The sequence below is a fragment of the Paenibacillus sp. RS8 genome, assembly GCF_041956825.1.
GTDB lineage: Bacteria > Bacillota > Bacilli > Paenibacillales > Paenibacillaceae > Paenibacillus_AQ.
This window is the reverse complement of sequence record NZ_CP168131.1, coordinates 834,401-848,213: the sequence shown is the minus strand read 5'-3', so window position 1 is coordinate 848,213 and position 13,813 is coordinate 834,401. Positions and strand designations below refer to the sequence as shown.

The following is a 13,813-nucleotide window of genomic DNA, read 5'->3' as shown; positions in this document are numbered from 1 at the left end:
TTACTGAAGAAAGGAGGAACATGAAATGCCAAAAGTAACACTTTTTAATATTAGTGGCAACGAAGTTGGTGAAGTGGAACTGAGCGATACAGTATTCGGTATTGAACCGAATGAGCACGTTCTACATGAAGCTGCGCTTATGCAAAGAGCTTCCCTGCGTCGTGGTACACACAAAGTAAAAGGACGTTCTGAAGTTCGTGGCGGTGGACGTAAACCTTGGAAACAAAAAGGTACAGGTCGCGCTCGTCAAGGCTCCATTCGTTCTCCACAATGGAAAGGCGGCGGCGTTGTCTTCGGACCAACACCACGTAGCTATTCCTGGAAACTGCCTAAGAAGGTTCGTCGTTTGGCCATCAAATCCGCTTTGTCCTCGAAAGTACTCGAGAATGACATTATCGTATTGGATAGCTTGACAATGAATGCTCCGAAGACGAAAGAATTCGCGGCAATCTTGAACAACCTGAAAGTAGATCGTAAAGCGTTGATCGTAGCAACTAGCTATGATGATAACGTAGCGCTTTCCGCTCGTAACATCCCTGGGGTGAAATTCGTAGCGGCTGACGGCATTAATGTTCTTGACGTACTAACGTACGACAAACTGATCATCACTAAAGAAGCAGTTCTGAAGGTAGAGGAGGTGTTCGCGTAATGAAAGATCCTCGTGATATTATCAAACGTCCGGTGATTACGGAACGTACTTCCGACTACATGAGCGAAATGAAATACGCTTTTGAAGTGGATATCCGTGCTAACAAAACCGAAATCAAAAAAGCTGTCGAGGCTATTTTCAAAGTAAAAGTAACTAATGTGAACACAATGCGCGTACCTGGCAAATTGAAACGTTATGGTAAATATTCTGGTTACACTCCAGAGTGGAAAAAAGCCATCGTTAAGCTTAGCCCGGACAGCAAACCGCTTGAATTTTTTGAAGCGGTAGAATAATACTCTTAAAGTAAGGAGGAAACTATAGTGCCAATCAAAAAGTACAAACCGACCTCTCCGGCAAGACGACACATGTCTGTGTCTACGTTTGAAGAAATCACAACAAACCAGCCAGAGAAATCGTTGCTTTCTCCGCTGTTCAAACATGCGGGACGCAACAACCAAGGTAAAATTACGGTTCGTCACCATGGCGGCGGACACAAACGTAAATACCGTATTATTGACTTCAAGCGTACTAAAGACGGCATACCAGGTAGCGTTGCTACAATCGAGTATGACCCGAACCGTACATCTAATATTGCTTTGATCCACTATGCTGATGGAGAGAAACGTTATATCATCGCTCCTAAAGGCCTAAAAGTTGGGGATAAAGTAGAGTCCGGCCCAACAGCCGACATTAAAATTGGTAACACACTTGCACTGGAAAACATTCCAGTGGGTACAGTTATCCACAACATCGAGTTGAAACCAGGTAAAGGCGGACAATTGGTTCGTGCTGCTGGTACAGAAGCTCAATTGCTTGGTAAAGAAGAAAAATACTGTTCCGTTCGTTTGTCATCCGGTGAGGTTCGCAAGATCCTTAGCGTATGCCGTGCAACTATCGGTTCCGTAGGTAACGAAGATCACGAATTGATCAAAATCGGTAAAGCTGGACGTAGTCGCTGGCTGGGCCGTCGCCCTGAAGTTCGCGGTGTAGTAATGAACCCTAACGATCACCCACACGGTGGTGGTGAAGGCCGCGCTCCAATCGGACGTAAATCGCCTATGTCTCCATGGGGCAAACCAACCCTTGGTTACAAAACGCGTAAGAAAAACAAGGCATCTGATAAATATATCGTTCGCCGCCGCACTAAATAAGACGCTTCTGGCAAGTTAATAAAGCGCGAAGCGTCGATTCGCGGTTTGAAGAACCGGATGAAGGGAGGATTCACACATGGGTCGCAGTTTAAAGAAGGGGCCGTTTATCGATGGCTACCTGCTTAAAAAAGTTGAGGAACTGAACGAGGCTGAGAAAAAGGTTGTAGTTAAAACTTGGTCCCGTCGCTCAACCATTTTCCCTCAGTTTATCGGACATACGTTTGGTGTATATGACGGCCGTAAACACGTGCCTGTATACGTAACAGAAGATATGGTAGGTCACAAGTTGGGCGAGTTCGCGCCAACACGTACTTACAAAGGCCACGCGGGTGACGATAAGAAAACAAGAAGATAATAATAAGGTCTCTGTTTGAAAGGAGGTTAAACAATGGAAGCAAAAGCACATGCAAGATCGGTGCGGATTTCCGCTCGTAAAGCGAAACTGGTTGTTGACTTGATTCGTGGTAAGCAAGTGGGGGAAGCAATTGCAATTCTTCGCCACACTCCGAAATCCGCTTCTCCGGTCGTTGAGAAGTTGCTTAATTCGGCAATTGCGAATGCTGAGCATAACTATTCTTTGGACGTGAACAGTTTGTTCGTTAGCGAGGTTTTCGTTAACCAAGGACCTACTATGAAACGTTTCCGTCCGCGCGCCATGGGCCGCGCAAGTCGGATCAATAAACGCACGAGCCACATTACACTGGTGGTATCTGAGAAATAAGGAGGGATAACACGTGGGTCAAAAGGTAAATCCAATCGGACTCCGAATCGGTATTATTCGCGATTGGGAATCTAAATGGTATGCAGGAAAAGATTTCGGTACTCTTCTGATGGAAGACGTCAAAATCCGGGAATACCTTAAAGGTAAGTTGAAGGATTCCGCTGTTTCCCATATCGAGATCGAAAGAGCGGCTAGCCGAGTGAACGTTACAATTCATACTGCTAAACCAGGTATGGTTATTGGTAAGGGCGGAGCAGAAGTAGAAGTACTTCGCAGCGCAGTTACAGCAATCGCTGGTGGCAAAAAAGTACACATCAACATCAATGAAATCAAGCACCCTGAATTGGATGCAATTCTTGTAGCTGAGAGCATTGCTCAACAATTGGAACGTCGTGTATCGTTCCGTCGTGCACTAAAACAAGCGATTCAAAGAACTATGCGTTCTGGCGCAAAAGGGATTAAAACTCAAGTAGGCGGACGTCTTGGCGGAGCCGAGATCGCTCGTTCAGAAGGTTATAGCGAAGGAACAGTTCCACTTCATACGCTTCGTGCCGATATCGATTACGGAACGGCTGAAGCACATACAACTTACGGTCTTATCGGCGTAAAAGTATGGATCTACCGTGGAGAAGTTCTTCCCCCAGCTAAGAAACAAGCTGCTCAGGAAGGAGGCAACTAATCATGTTGGTACCAAAACGCGTAAAACACCGCAAGCAACAACGCGGACACATGAAGGGTATGGCAAAAGGCGGTACTGAATTGAACTTCGGCGAATTCGGCCTAGTTGCAATGGAACCGTCTTGGATCACTAACCGTCAGATCGAAGCTGCTCGTATCGCGATGACACGTTATATCAAACGTGGCGGTCAAGTTTGGATCAAGATTTTCCCAGATAAGCCTATTACTCAAAAGCCTCTCGAGGTTCGTATGGGTAGTGGTAAAGGTAACGTTGAGAAATGGGTAGCCGTAGTTAAACCGGGCAAGATTATGTTCGAACTCGGAGGCGTGTCGGAAGAAATCGCTCGTGAAGCGATGCGTCTTGCCGCTCACAAGCTGCCTGTTAAGACTAAGTTTGTGAAACGTGAAGAATTGGGTGGTGAAGCAAATGAAAGCTAATGAACTTCGCAACTTAACCACTGCTGAGATTGAACAAAAGATCGCTGGATTCAAAGAGGAACTTTTTAATCTCCGTTTTCAATTGGCAACAGGCCAACTGGACAACCCGACTCGGATTCGTGACGTGCGTAAGGAAATAGCTCGTGCTAAAACCGTGATCCATCAAAGAGTGCTTGGGATTAGTTAAGTGAGACGGATCTCAGATCCGTATTCAGGAAGGAGGCTAACTAATGAGCGAAGAACGTAATGCACGTAAAGTGCTAATCGGTAAAGTGGTCAGTGATAAAATGGATAAAACCATCGTAGTCGCTGTTGAAACCTATAAGAAACACAACTTGTACCACAAACGCATCAAGTCTACGAAGAAATTCAAAGCACATGATGAGGAAAACGTTGCAAAAATTGGCGATACCGTAAAAGTCATGGAAACTCGTCCGTTGTCCAAGGACAAACGTTGGAGACTAGTTGAAGTGGTTGAAAAAGCGGTTATCATCTAAGATAATCAAAAGAGTTTTTCCGGAAGGAGGAAATTATAATGATTCAACCATTTACACGTTTGCATGTGGCTGACAACTCTGGTGCGAAGGAACTGATGTGTATCCGCGTACTGGGTGGTACTGGACGCCGTACAGCAGCAATCGGTGATTTGATCGTTTGTTCCGTAAAACAAGCAACACCAGGCGGCGTTGTCAAAAAAGGTGATGTTGTTAGAGCGGTAGTTGTTCGTACGAAACGTTCCGTTCGTCGTAAAGATGGATCTTACATCGCATTCGACGAAAATGCAGCTGTTGTTGTTAAAGACGACAGAAGCCCTCGCGGAACACGTATCTTTGGACCAGTTGCTCGCGAACTTCGCGATAAAGACTACATGAAGATCGTTTCCTTGGCACCGGAAGTAATCTAATAAACACGAGCACCAATAAGTTGAAGGTTAGTTATAGGAGGTGTAATAAATGCCTAGAGTGAAAAAAGTTCTGGAATCCCATAACAATAAACTGCACGTGAAGAAAGATGATGTGGTGCTTGTGATTAGTGGTAAAGACAAAGGCAAAAAAGGCCGTGTCATCGCTGCTTATCCTCGTGAAAACCGCGTTCTGGTAGAAGGCGTCAATATGGTGAAGAAACACCAAAAGCCGAACCAGCTGAATCCACAGGGTGGAATTATTGAGCAGGAAGCTTCGATTCATGTGTCCAACGTAATGCACATCGATCCGAAGACCGGCAAAGTAACACGTATCGGTTACAAAGTATTGGACAACGGTAAAAAAGTTCGGATTGCAAAAAGATCCGGAGAGATTATCGACTAATCTAGCCCTTAAGAAAGGAGGTTAAATCTTCATGGCAGCAAGAATGAAAGAACGTTATCTCAATGAAATAACACCTGCTTTGATGCAGAAGTTTAACTATACAACTGTTATGCAAGTGCCTAAGATCGAGAAGGTTGTCATCAACATGGGTGTGGGTGACGCTGTTCAAAACTCCAAAGTACTTGATGCTGCAGTTAATGACATGCAGTTGATCGCTGGTCAAAAACCAGTAATCACTAAAGCTAAAAAATCCATCGCTGGTTTCAAACTACGCGAAAATATGCCGATTGGGGTTAAAGTAACACTACGCGGTGAGCGTATGTATTACTTCTTGGACAAATTGTTCAACGTAACGCTTCCACGCGTACGTGACTTCCGTGGTGTTTCCACTAAAGCCTTTGACGGCCGTGGTAACTACACACTTGGTCTTAAAGAACAATTGATCTTCCCGGAGATCGAATATGACAAAGTGGATAAAGTCCGCGGTATGGACATCGTTATTGTAACTACTGCTAAGACGGACGAGGAATCCCGCGAGCTGCTGGGTCAGCTGGGAATGCCTTTCGCAAAATAAAGTCGGTTAATCCATTTTCTCCGAAAATGTTTAGGAGGTGTCAGGCTAAGTGGCAAAAACTTCGATGAAAGTTAAACAACAACGTACGCCTAAGTTTAAAGTACGTGCATATACACGTTGCGAACGTTGTGGTCGTCCACATTCGGTACTGCAAAAGTTCAAAATTTGCAGAATTTGTTTCCGTGAATTAGCTTATAAAGGCCAGATCCCTGGCGTGAAAAAAGCAAGTTGGTAAGAAGTTTATAAACGGGAAGGAGGTTTACACACATGACTATGTCTGATCCTATTGCAGATATGCTTACTCGTATTCGTAACGCTAACATTGTGCGTCACGAAACGGTAGAAATGCCTGCTTCTACTATGAAGAAACAAATCGCTGACATTTTGAAGCGTGAAGGTTTCATCCGCGATGCGGAATTCGTTGAAGATAGCAAACAAGGGATTATCCGTATCTTCTTGAAATACGGCCCTAACCAAGAGCGTGTTATTTCTGGTTTGAAAAGAATCAGTAAACCAGGCCTTCGCGTATACACGAAGAGCAATGAAGTGCCTCGTGTACTCGGTGGTCTTGGAATCGCGATTATCTCCACATCTAAGGGAGTTATGACCGACAAAGAAGCTCGTCAATCAAAATCTGGCGGAGAAGTTGTCTGCTACATTTGGTAATAAACGTCACAAGATAAGGAGGTGCAACACATGTCTCGTATTGGTCGTAAACCAATCGCAGTACCTAGCGGTGTAGATGTCACTTTGGACAACGCCGTTATTACAGTAAAAGGTCCAAAAGGTTCTTTGACTCGTGAGCTTCATAAAGACATGAAGGTTACAGTTGAAAATAACGAAATTACCGTTGTTCGTCCGTCGGATAACAAATTGCATCGTTCACTTCACGGCACAACCCGCTCCGTTGTCAGCAACATGGTAGCAGGCGTGACTGAAGGTTTCTCGAAATCTCTGGAATTGGTTGGGGTCGGATATCGTGCAAGCAAATCCGGAGATAAAATCGTTCTGAACGTTGGTTACTCCCATCCGGTTGAAATTACACCGGAAGCAGGTATCGAGTTCGAAGTTCCTGCGAACACGAAGATCATCGTTAAAGGTATCGATAAAGAACGCGTTGGCGCATACGCTGCTAAAATTCGTTCCGTTCGTGAACCAGAACCGTATAAAGGTAAAGGTATCAAATATGAAGGCGAGCGTATCATCCGCAAAGAAGGTAAAGCTGGTAAGAAGAAATAACCAGTTTAAACTTAATTGTAAGATACCCCGTGCATCTTAAAGTGAAGCTGTTTACGGCAAACTGAAGGGAGTGAAAGGGAAGTCATGATTACAAAAGAAGATAAAAACAAGGCTCGTCTCAAAAGACACCTGCGTGTTCGTAAAAAGATCCAGGGTACTACTGAGCGTCCACGTTTGAACGTGTTCCGTTCTTCGAAACACATCTACGCTCAACTGATCGATGATGTTAAAGGGGTTACTATCGTATCCGCTTCTACTCTTGATAAAGAATTGAGCGCTAATATCGGTAATGGCGGCAGCGTTGAAGCTGCAGCAAAAGTTGGCCAATTGGTCGCTGAGCGCGCTAAAGAAAAAGGCTATGCAGTGGTCGTATTCGACCGCGGAGGTTACTTGTACCATGGACGGATTCAAGCATTGGCTGACGCAGCTCGTGAAGCTGGTCTTGAATTCTAGAATAATTCTTAAAAGGAGGTTAACGACTTGCGTGTAGATCCGAACAGTTTAGAACTGACAGAAAGAGTTGTACACATTAACCGTGTAGCAAAAGTTGTAAAAGGCGGACGCCGTTTCAGCTTTAGTGCACTCGTTGTTGTGGGCGATGGCAATGGCTACGTCGGTGCTGGTATCGGTAAAGCCGGCGAAGTTCCGGATGCCATCCGTAAAGGCATTGAAGACGCCAAGAAAAACCTGATTCACATTCCAATCGTAGGAACTTCGATTCCCCATCTCGTTACTGGCCACTTCGGCGCAGGACGTGTGTTGCTGAAACCAGCATCAGAGGGTACTGGCGTTATCGCTGGCGGTCCAGTTCGTGCAGTATTGGAATTGGCAGGCGTTGGCGACATTTTGACAAAATCACTGGGTTCTTCGAATTCCATGAATATGGTCAATGCAACTTTGGAGGGACTATCCCGTCTGAAACGCATTGAAGAGGTCGCGAAACTTCGCGGCAAATCTGTCGAAGAATTGCGCGGTTAAGGAGGGGAACGTCAATGGCAAAATTGCAAATTACCCTCGTACGTAGTGTAATCGGACGTCCAGAAACACAACGTGTTACTGTTAAGACGCTCGGCCTACGTAAACTCAACACGACAGTGGTTCACAATGACAGTCCTGCAATTCGCGGAATGATCAATAAAGTGAGTCACTTGCTATCTGTAACTGAAATTGAAGGCTAAACGCCTCGCATAAATTAACAAACATAAGGAGGTGCAAACGATGAAGTTACATGAACTTGCTCCGGCTCCTGGTTCACGAAAAGAACGCAATCGCGTTGGTCGTGGTCCAAGTAGCGGCAATGGTAAAACTTCCGGTCGCGGTCACAAAGGTCAAAACTCACGTTCTGGCGGTGGTGTTCGTCCGGGCTTCGAGGGTGGACAAAATCCACTCTATCGTCGTCTGCCTAAACGTGGTTTCATTAATCCTACCCGTAAAGAGTACGCGATTGTGAACCTTGAAGATCTGAATAGCTTTGCAGAAGGAACTGAAGTGACTCCGCAGTTGTTGCTTGAAACTGGTGTTGTCAAGAATTCCAAAAGCGGCATTAAGATTCTCGGCAATGGTGAGTTAACCGTTAAATTGACTGTACAAGCAAATAAGTTCTCTCAATCTGCGGTAGAGAAAATCGAGGCTGCCGGCGGTAAAACCGAGGTGATCTAATGTTCAAGACGCTTAAGAATATCTGGCATGTGGAAGATTTGCGCAAAAAGATCCTGTTTACCTTGTTCATTCTGATTATCTACCGTATCGGTTCGTTTGTACCGGTTCCTGGTGTGAACAAAGATGTACTGGAAACAGCAAATCAGAGCGGTGACGCTTTGATGGGACTTTTGAACACCTTCTCGGGCGGAGCGCTCAAAAACTTCTCGATATTTGCGATCAGTATTTATCCGTACATTACAGCATCCATCATTGTGCAATTGCTGTCGATGGATGTTGTTCCTAAGTTTGCTGAATGGGCTAAACAAGGGGAGCACGGTAAAAAACAACTGGCGCAAATCACTCGTTATGGTACTGTGATTTTGGCCCTGATCCAAGGTTTTGCTACGTCGATAGGGTTTAACCGGATTTATGGAACTCAAATGATGCCGAATGCGACATTTGCTGACTACTTACTGGTTGCCATTATCTTGACGGCTGGTACTTCTTTCCTGATGTGGCTTGGTGAACAGATTACCGAAAAGGGAATCGGGAACGGGATTTCGATCCTGATTTTTGCGGGAATCGTCGCCGCTATCCCGGGATATATCACGAGTACGGCTAACTCAAGCTTTATTCAGCCGGATCAAGTGTTCCTGAATATTCTTAAAGTCGTTATTGTGCTGATTGTGATTGTAGCGATTATTACAGCAGTTATCTTCGTACAGCAAGGTATTCGGAAGATTCCTGTTCAATACGCTAAACGCGTAGTCGGCAACAAGATGTACGGTGGACAGAATACGCACATTCCGCTGAAAATTAATGCGGCTGGTGTAATTCCGGTTATCTTCGCCGTATCACTGCTTCAGTTCCCAGTTGTTCTCTCCAGTTTCTGGTCAACACATGCCTGGGCTCAATGGATTGCTAAGTATTTGGCAACTGATGCACCACTTGGTATGCTTCTGTATGTAGTGATGATCATCGGGTTCACGTTCTTCTATACGTTCGTGCAGATGAATCCTCAACAGATGGCTGATAACATGAAGAAGAATGGTGGTTACATTCCAGGTATCCGTCCTGGTAAAGCTACTGAGAAGTATTTGACTAGAGTAATGTCTCGTCTGACTATGTCTGGCGCATTGTTCCTGGCTTTGATCTCTGTATTGCCGATGTTCTTCGGTGCTTTATCTGGATTGCCTAAAGAAGTTCGAATTGGCGGTACTTCACTGCTAATCGTAATCGGTGTGGCATTGGATACTATGAAGCAGATCGAGAGCCAATTGATCAAACGCCATTACAAAGGCTTCATCAATAAATAGGCGATAGGTTCCGGTGAAGCTTAAGATTTTATTCTTCCCGGCACCTATTGTGCTGTTTCTTGCTTGGTGGCGAACTTTTGGGGGGAGAGAGAAATCGTGAACATATTATTCATGGGCCCTCCTGGGGCAGGCAAGGGAACACAAGCAGCTGAAATCATTAAAGAATTTGGAATTCCTCATATTTCGACAGGAGACGCTTTCCGTTTGGCTATCAAACAAGAGACTCCAGTTGGATTGAAGGCCAAATCCTTTATTGATCAAGGTTTGCTTGTACCAGATGATGTGACCATTGGCATAGTTGAAGAACGGCTTCAGCAGTCCGATTGCGAAAAAGGATTTCTATTGGATGGTTTTCCAAGAACTCTTTCGCAAGCGGAAGCGCTGGATGAAATTCTTAGCCGTTTGAACACTTCTTTGGATCATGTCATCAACTTGAATGTTGACCGTGGACTACTGATGGCACGTCTTACTGGACGTCGCATTTGTACAGTTTGCGGAGCATCCTACCATTTAATCTTCAACCCGCCGAAGCAAGATGGCATTTGCGACATTGATGGCGGTGAATTGTATCAACGTCCGGATGACAACGAAGAAAGTGTAGGCAAGCGTCTGGATGAGTATGATAATAAGACAGCGCCGCTGCTTGCGTTTTATGATAATAAAGGTCTTTTGCGTCAGGTAAATGGAGAAAACGAAATCAATGTCGTTTCTTCTGAAATCGTATCTTTATTGCGGGGTTAATGTAATGATCATTTGTAAATCCGAACAGGAACTTGCCTTTATGAGGGAAGCTGGTCGTATTGTTGCCGAGAGTCACCGTCTTATTGCTGAAGCCATTGAGCCTGGCATTACAACGGGGGAGCTCGACAGAATCGCCGATCAATACATTCGCAGTCAAGGTGCTGTGCCGTCTTTCAAAGGCTACAACGGTTTTCCTGCCAGCATTTGCGCTTCAGTCAACGAACAATTAGTGCATGGATTTCCAGGTAAACGCAAACTGATCGAAGGCGATATAGTAACGCTGGATATCGGTGCAGAATACCGCGGTTATCACGGTGATTCCGCCTGGACCTACGGTGTGGGCAGCATTTCCGAAGAAGCTCAGCGTTTGCTGGACGTTACGGAAGGCTCCTTGTACGCGGGACTGGCGTTAGTCAAACCGGATGTGCGCTTGTTTACAATCTCCCATGCTATTCAACAATACATCGAAGAGGCTGGTTTCTCAGTCGTACGCGAGTATGTTGGTCATGGCATTGGGGCAAAACTGCATGAAGAACCGCAAATTCCGAATTATGGCATAGCGGACCGCGGACCACGTCTGAAACCGGGTATGGTACTCGCGATTGAGCCGATGGTAAACGTAGGGAAGAGACATGTCAGAACGCTGGAAGATAACTGGACTGTCGTTACGGTTGATGGCTCACTATGTGCCCACTTTGAGCATACAGTAGCAGTTACTCCGGACGGCATGGAAATTTTCACAAAACTGAATGCGTAGGTGATCTCCTCTTGAATACTGTGAGCAGCCCGCAGGTTGGTCAATTAGTGAGAATTCTCAAAGGCAAAGATGCCGGAGAGGCAGCCGTTGTTATCGCAGTTGTTGATAGCAGATTTGTATACATTGCAGATGGAGACAAACGTAAGTTTGATGGGCCAAAGAAGAAGAATATTCTTCATCTTGAGCTCATACCCTTCATCAGCAGTGAGGTTGTGAACAGTTTGGAAGAAACTGGCCGGGTAACAAACGGAAAGCTGCGTTACGCAGTCATGAAGTATGCTGGACCCACCGGAATAAGTGCTGATGAGAAAGGAGACTAACTGTGGCTAAGGAAGATGTCATTGAAGTAGAAGGTACTGTCCTTGAACCGTTGCCAAATGCAACGTTTAAGGTTGAGCTTGAGAACGGTCATCAAATACTTGCCCATGTATCCGGTAAACTGCGGATGCACTTTATCCGTATTTTGACCGGAGACAAAGTGGTCGTGCAGTTATCGCCTTATGATTTATCAAAAGGTCGTATAACTTACCGTAAATAGATGGGAACTACGAAAAAAGTTTTGCTTCGCAAAACTTTGAGGAGGTAATTAACATGAAGGTAAGACCTTCTGTAAAGCCCATTTGCGAGAAATGTAAAGTAATCCGCCGCAAAGGGACTGTTATGGTGATTTGCGAAAATCCGAAACACAAACAAAAACAAGGTTAAGAAGGGGGTGTAGCGTAAAATGGCTCGTATAGCTGGAGTGGATTTGCCACGTGACAAACGCGTTGAGATCGCCTTGACTTATATTTTCGGAATCGGTAAAACGACTTCTCAGAAAATTCTTAATGAAACAGGCATTAGCGCTAATACACGTGTCCGTGATTTGACGGAAGATGAAGTCAGCAAACTGCGTGAAACGATCGACAAAACGGTTAAGGTTGAAGGTGACCTGCGTCGTGAAATTTCCTTGAATATTAAACGTCTAACTGAGATCGGCTGTTACCGCGGTGTTCGTCACCGTCGTGGATTGCCTGTTCGCGGTCAACGTACTAAAACCAATGCCCGTACCCGGAAAGGCCCGCGTCGTACGGTAGCAAACAAGAAGAAATAATAAGGGGGGATAAGAGACAATGGCTAAACCGAAAAAAGTCGTACGTACTAAACGTCGCGACCGTAAAAATATCGAATCCGGCGTGGCACATATTCGTTCCACGTTCAACAACACCATCGTTACCATCACAGATCCACACGGAAATGCAATTTCCTGGGCAAGCTCCGGCGGCCAAGGATTTAAAGGTTCCCGTAAGTCGACTCCATTCGCAGCGCAAATGGCAGCTGAATCAGCAGCTAAAGCAGCTATGGAGCACGGCATGAAATCGGTTGAGGTTATGGTTAAAGGACCGGGCGCGGGCCGCGAAGCAGCCATCCGTTCCCTTCAAGCTGCAGGGCTTGAAGTTAACCTTATTAAAGACGTAACTCCGGTTCCTCACAATGGATGCCGTCCGCCGAAACGTCGTCGCGTATAGTGAAATCAGTATTGTAAATGTGGTATAATTCTGACGCATCTGCTAATAATAGGTGTTTAGGCATACTACATGATGCACCTGATGGGGTGACAGTTTCATATAGGAGCGACGTTGAAGGAGGGGTAAACTCGTGATAGAAATCGAAAAGCCGAAGATTGAGACCGTAGAAGCTAATGATGAAGGTACCTATGGGAAATTCGTAGTTGAACCGTTGGAACGTGGGTATGGCACGACTCTGGGGAATTCACTTCGCCGGATATTGCTTTCTTCGCTTCCAGGAGCCGCAGTGACTTCGGTCCAAATTGACGGCGTTCTGCATGAGTTCTCGACCGTTCCAGGCGTAATGGAAGATGTGACGGAGATCATTCTAAACCTTAAAGCCTTGTCCTTGAAGATTCATTCAGACGAGGAAAAAGTGTTTGAGATTGATGCCGAAGGGGAAGGCATCGTTACCGCAGGTGATATCCGTGCGGACAGCGATGTTGAGATCCTGAATCCGGATCTTCACATTGCAACGCTGGGACCTGGTGCGAGACTTCACATGCGTATTTTTGCAGGCCGTGGTCGCGGCTACGTCCAAGCGGACCGGAACAAACGCGACGATCAGCCAATTGGCGTTATCCCGGTTGACTCCATCTACACTCCTATTTCACGCGTTAACTACGGCATAGACAATACACGTGTTGGTCAAGTGACTAACTACGACAAATTGACGCTTGAAATTTGGACAGATGGCAGTATTAGACCGGAAGAGGCTGTAAGCCTCGGAGCCAAAATTTTGAACGAGCACCTCGTATTGTTCGTAGGTCTTACGGACGAAGCGAAAGACGCCGAAATTATGGTTGAAAAAGAAGAAGACAAAAAAGAAAAAGTGCTTGAGATGACAATCGAAGAGCTTGATCTTTCTGTCCGCTCCTACAACTGCCTCAAACGTGCTGGTATTAATACCGTACAAGAGCTTACCACGAAGACTGAAGAAGATATGATGAAGGTGCGTAACCTTGGTCGTAAATCTTTGGAAGAAGTTCAGGAGAAGCTTGAGGAACTTGGTTTGGGACTCCGTACAGAAGAATAGCTACAGATTGCTACAGTA

At 45.5% G+C, this 13,813-nt stretch carries 28 protein-coding genes; all 28 read left to right on the top strand.

The window, feature by feature from the left end; translation table 11 throughout:
- Window positions 1-25 precede the first annotated feature (25 nt).
- The 28 genes from rplD to ACDZ28_RS05040 all read left to right on the top strand — a co-directional run bounded on the left by rplD (window position 26) and on the right by ACDZ28_RS05040 (window position 13,795).
- Window positions 26-649 (top strand): 50S ribosomal protein L4, encoded by a 624-nt coding sequence (gene rplD, locus ACDZ28_RS05175; RefSeq protein ID WP_036680536.1) that lies wholly within the window; start codon window positions 26-28, stop codon window positions 647-649.
- Complete coding sequence (rplW, locus tag ACDZ28_RS05170; protein ID WP_036680537.1) at window positions 649-942, top strand: 50S ribosomal protein L23; 294 nt, start codon at window positions 649-651, stop codon at window positions 940-942. The genes rplD and rplW overlap by 1 nt, the downstream gene beginning before the upstream one ends.
- 27 nt (window positions 943-969) lie before the next feature.
- On the top strand, window positions 970-1,800 hold the full coding sequence (gene rplB, locus ACDZ28_RS05165) for a 50S ribosomal protein L2 (protein ID WP_042131225.1): 831 nt from the start codon (window positions 970-972) through the stop codon (window positions 1,798-1,800).
- 76 nt (window positions 1,801-1,876) lie between these two features.
- Window positions 1,877-2,155, top strand: a complete 279-nt coding sequence (rpsS, locus tag ACDZ28_RS05160; protein WP_036652940.1) for a 30S ribosomal protein S19 — start codon at window positions 1,877-1,879, stop codon at window positions 2,153-2,155.
- A 33-nt stretch (window positions 2,156-2,188) separates the two neighbouring features.
- A complete protein-coding gene (gene rplV / locus ACDZ28_RS05155; RefSeq protein WP_036680546.1) occupies window positions 2,189-2,521 on the top strand; it encodes a 50S ribosomal protein L22 in 333 nt (110 codons plus the stop codon).
- 13 nt (window positions 2,522-2,534) lie between these two features.
- The gene (rpsC, locus tag ACDZ28_RS05150) at window positions 2,535-3,200 is read left to right on the top strand and encodes a 30S ribosomal protein S3 (protein ID WP_038573452.1); all 666 of its coding nucleotides are present in this window, start codon (window positions 2,535-2,537) and stop codon (window positions 3,198-3,200) included.
- 2 nt (window positions 3,201-3,202) lie between these two features.
- Complete coding sequence (gene rplP / locus ACDZ28_RS05145) at window positions 3,203-3,637, top strand: 50S ribosomal protein L16 (RefSeq protein ID WP_042131224.1); 435 nt, start codon at window positions 3,203-3,205, stop codon at window positions 3,635-3,637.
- Window positions 3,627-3,824: a 50S ribosomal protein L29 gene (gene rpmC / locus ACDZ28_RS05140; RefSeq protein ID WP_019908232.1), complete on the top strand. Its 198-nt coding sequence runs from the start codon at window positions 3,627-3,629 to the stop codon at window positions 3,822-3,824. The genes rplP and rpmC overlap by 11 nt, the downstream gene beginning before the upstream one ends.
- Before the next feature lie 43 nt (window positions 3,825-3,867).
- On the top strand, window positions 3,868-4,134 hold the full coding sequence (rpsQ, locus tag ACDZ28_RS05135; RefSeq protein WP_042131223.1) for a 30S ribosomal protein S17: 267 nt from the start codon (window positions 3,868-3,870) through the stop codon (window positions 4,132-4,134).
- A 38-nt stretch (window positions 4,135-4,172) separates the two neighbouring features.
- Window positions 4,173-4,541 carry a 50S ribosomal protein L14 gene (rplN, locus tag ACDZ28_RS05130; RefSeq protein ID WP_036680556.1) on the top strand — a complete coding sequence of 123 codons (369 nt, stop codon included), beginning with the start codon at window positions 4,173-4,175 and terminating at the stop codon, window positions 4,539-4,541.
- Window positions 4,542-4,590: 49 nt separating this feature from the next.
- Entirely contained in the window at window positions 4,591-4,944 is a 354-nt protein-coding gene (gene rplX / locus ACDZ28_RS05125) for a 50S ribosomal protein L24 (RefSeq protein WP_076099615.1), read from the top strand.
- Between the two features lie 31 nt (window positions 4,945-4,975).
- Window positions 4,976-5,518 (top strand): 50S ribosomal protein L5, encoded by a 543-nt coding sequence (gene rplE, locus ACDZ28_RS05120; protein ID WP_042131222.1) that lies wholly within the window; start codon window positions 4,976-4,978, stop codon window positions 5,516-5,518.
- Between the two features lie 49 nt (window positions 5,519-5,567).
- On the top strand, window positions 5,568-5,753 hold the full coding sequence (locus tag ACDZ28_RS05115; RefSeq protein ID WP_013312154.1) for a type Z 30S ribosomal protein S14: 186 nt from the start codon (window positions 5,568-5,570) through the stop codon (window positions 5,751-5,753).
- Window positions 5,754-5,785: 32 nt separating this feature from the next.
- Window positions 5,786-6,184: a 30S ribosomal protein S8 gene (gene rpsH, locus ACDZ28_RS05110; RefSeq protein WP_036680560.1), complete on the top strand. Its 399-nt coding sequence runs from the start codon at window positions 5,786-5,788 to the stop codon at window positions 6,182-6,184.
- A 30-nt stretch (window positions 6,185-6,214) separates the two neighbouring features.
- A complete protein-coding gene (gene rplF / locus ACDZ28_RS05105; protein ID WP_042131221.1) occupies window positions 6,215-6,757 on the top strand; it encodes a 50S ribosomal protein L6 in 543 nt (180 codons plus the stop codon).
- Window positions 6,758-6,841: 84 nt separating this feature from the next.
- Window positions 6,842-7,210, top strand: a complete 369-nt coding sequence (rplR, locus tag ACDZ28_RS05100) for a 50S ribosomal protein L18 (RefSeq protein ID WP_042131220.1) — start codon at window positions 6,842-6,844, stop codon at window positions 7,208-7,210.
- Between the two features lie 27 nt (window positions 7,211-7,237).
- On the top strand, window positions 7,238-7,735 hold the full coding sequence (gene rpsE / locus ACDZ28_RS05095) for a 30S ribosomal protein S5 (protein ID WP_036652980.1): 498 nt from the start codon (window positions 7,238-7,240) through the stop codon (window positions 7,733-7,735).
- A 14-nt stretch (window positions 7,736-7,749) separates the two neighbouring features.
- Window positions 7,750-7,935, top strand: coding sequence for a 50S ribosomal protein L30 (rpmD, locus tag ACDZ28_RS05090; protein ID WP_036680567.1), 186 nt, complete (start codon window positions 7,750-7,752; stop codon window positions 7,933-7,935).
- Between the two features lie 40 nt (window positions 7,936-7,975).
- Window positions 7,976-8,416 carry a 50S ribosomal protein L15 gene (rplO, locus tag ACDZ28_RS05085; protein WP_042131219.1) on the top strand — a complete coding sequence of 147 codons (441 nt, stop codon included), beginning with the start codon at window positions 7,976-7,978 and terminating at the stop codon, window positions 8,414-8,416.
- Window positions 8,416-9,714 (top strand): preprotein translocase subunit SecY, encoded by a 1,299-nt coding sequence (secY, locus tag ACDZ28_RS05080; RefSeq protein WP_042131218.1) that lies wholly within the window; start codon window positions 8,416-8,418, stop codon window positions 9,712-9,714. The genes rplO and secY overlap by 1 nt, the downstream gene beginning before the upstream one ends.
- A gap of 96 nt (window positions 9,715-9,810) precedes the next feature.
- A complete protein-coding gene (locus ACDZ28_RS05075; protein WP_042131217.1) occupies window positions 9,811-10,455 on the top strand; it encodes an adenylate kinase in 645 nt (214 codons plus the stop codon).
- A gap of 4 nt (window positions 10,456-10,459) precedes the next feature.
- The gene (map, locus tag ACDZ28_RS05070) at window positions 10,460-11,212 is read left to right on the top strand and encodes a type I methionyl aminopeptidase (protein WP_042131216.1); all 753 of its coding nucleotides are present in this window, start codon (window positions 10,460-10,462) and stop codon (window positions 11,210-11,212) included.
- Window positions 11,213-11,223: 11 nt separating this feature from the next.
- Complete coding sequence (locus ACDZ28_RS05065; protein ID WP_042131215.1) at window positions 11,224-11,532, top strand: KOW domain-containing RNA-binding protein; 309 nt, start codon at window positions 11,224-11,226, stop codon at window positions 11,530-11,532.
- Window positions 11,533-11,534: 2 nt separating this feature from the next.
- The gene (gene infA, locus ACDZ28_RS05060; protein ID WP_036652996.1) at window positions 11,535-11,750 is read left to right on the top strand and encodes a translation initiation factor IF-1; all 216 of its coding nucleotides are present in this window, start codon (window positions 11,535-11,537) and stop codon (window positions 11,748-11,750) included.
- 53 nt (window positions 11,751-11,803) lie between these two features.
- Window positions 11,804-11,917, top strand: coding sequence for a 50S ribosomal protein L36 (gene rpmJ, locus ACDZ28_RS05055; protein ID WP_003322638.1), 114 nt, complete (start codon window positions 11,804-11,806; stop codon window positions 11,915-11,917).
- A 19-nt stretch (window positions 11,918-11,936) separates the two neighbouring features.
- Window positions 11,937-12,305, top strand: a complete 369-nt coding sequence (rpsM, locus tag ACDZ28_RS05050; RefSeq protein WP_036680583.1) for a 30S ribosomal protein S13 — start codon at window positions 11,937-11,939, stop codon at window positions 12,303-12,305.
- A gap of 19 nt (window positions 12,306-12,324) precedes the next feature.
- A complete protein-coding gene (rpsK, locus tag ACDZ28_RS05045; protein WP_019908251.1) occupies window positions 12,325-12,720 on the top strand; it encodes a 30S ribosomal protein S11 in 396 nt (131 codons plus the stop codon).
- A gap of 130 nt (window positions 12,721-12,850) precedes the next feature.
- A complete protein-coding gene (locus ACDZ28_RS05040; protein WP_036680585.1) occupies window positions 12,851-13,795 on the top strand; it encodes a DNA-directed RNA polymerase subunit alpha in 945 nt (314 codons plus the stop codon).
- Window positions 13,796-13,813 lie beyond the last annotated feature (18 nt).

Bases quoted from the DNA above. Each gene is read 5' to 3' on its own strand.
- rplD (WP_036680536.1), top strand. From the start codon at position 26: ATGCCAAAAGTAACACTTTTTAATATTAGTGGCAACGAAGTTGGTGAA.
- rplW (WP_036680537.1), top strand. From the start codon at position 649: ATGAAAGATCCTCGTGATATTATCAAACGTCCGGTGATTACGGAACGT.
- rpsS (WP_036652940.1), top strand. From the start codon at position 1,877: ATGGGTCGCAGTTTAAAGAAGGGGCCGTTTATCGATGGCTACCTGCTT.
- rplV (WP_036680546.1), top strand. From the start codon at position 2,189: ATGGAAGCAAAAGCACATGCAAGATCGGTGCGGATTTCCGCTCGTAAA.
- rplP (WP_042131224.1), top strand. From the start codon at position 3,203: ATGTTGGTACCAAAACGCGTAAAACACCGCAAGCAACAACGCGGACAC.
- rpmC (WP_019908232.1), top strand. From the start codon at position 3,627: ATGAAAGCTAATGAACTTCGCAACTTAACCACTGCTGAGATTGAACAA.
- rpsQ (WP_042131223.1), top strand. From the start codon at position 3,868: ATGAGCGAAGAACGTAATGCACGTAAAGTGCTAATCGGTAAAGTGGTC.
- rplN (WP_036680556.1), top strand. From the start codon at position 4,173: ATGATTCAACCATTTACACGTTTGCATGTGGCTGACAACTCTGGTGCG.
- rplX (WP_076099615.1), top strand. From the start codon at position 4,591: ATGCCTAGAGTGAAAAAAGTTCTGGAATCCCATAACAATAAACTGCAC.
- rplE (WP_042131222.1), top strand. From the start codon at position 4,976: ATGGCAGCAAGAATGAAAGAACGTTATCTCAATGAAATAACACCTGCT.
- rpsH (WP_036680560.1), top strand. From the start codon at position 5,786: ATGACTATGTCTGATCCTATTGCAGATATGCTTACTCGTATTCGTAAC.
- rplF (WP_042131221.1), top strand. From the start codon at position 6,215: ATGTCTCGTATTGGTCGTAAACCAATCGCAGTACCTAGCGGTGTAGAT.
- rplR (WP_042131220.1), top strand. From the start codon at position 6,842: ATGATTACAAAAGAAGATAAAAACAAGGCTCGTCTCAAAAGACACCTG.
- rpmD (WP_036680567.1), top strand. From the start codon at position 7,750: ATGGCAAAATTGCAAATTACCCTCGTACGTAGTGTAATCGGACGTCCA.
- rplO (WP_042131219.1), top strand. From the start codon at position 7,976: ATGAAGTTACATGAACTTGCTCCGGCTCCTGGTTCACGAAAAGAACGC.
- secY (WP_042131218.1), top strand. From the start codon at position 8,416: ATGTTCAAGACGCTTAAGAATATCTGGCATGTGGAAGATTTGCGCAAA.
- map (WP_042131216.1), top strand. From the start codon at position 10,460: ATGATCATTTGTAAATCCGAACAGGAACTTGCCTTTATGAGGGAAGCT.
- rpmJ (WP_003322638.1), top strand. From the start codon at position 11,804: ATGAAGGTAAGACCTTCTGTAAAGCCCATTTGCGAGAAATGTAAAGTA.
- rpsM (WP_036680583.1), top strand. From the start codon at position 11,937: ATGGCTCGTATAGCTGGAGTGGATTTGCCACGTGACAAACGCGTTGAG.
- rpsK (WP_019908251.1), top strand. From the start codon at position 12,325: ATGGCTAAACCGAAAAAAGTCGTACGTACTAAACGTCGCGACCGTAAA.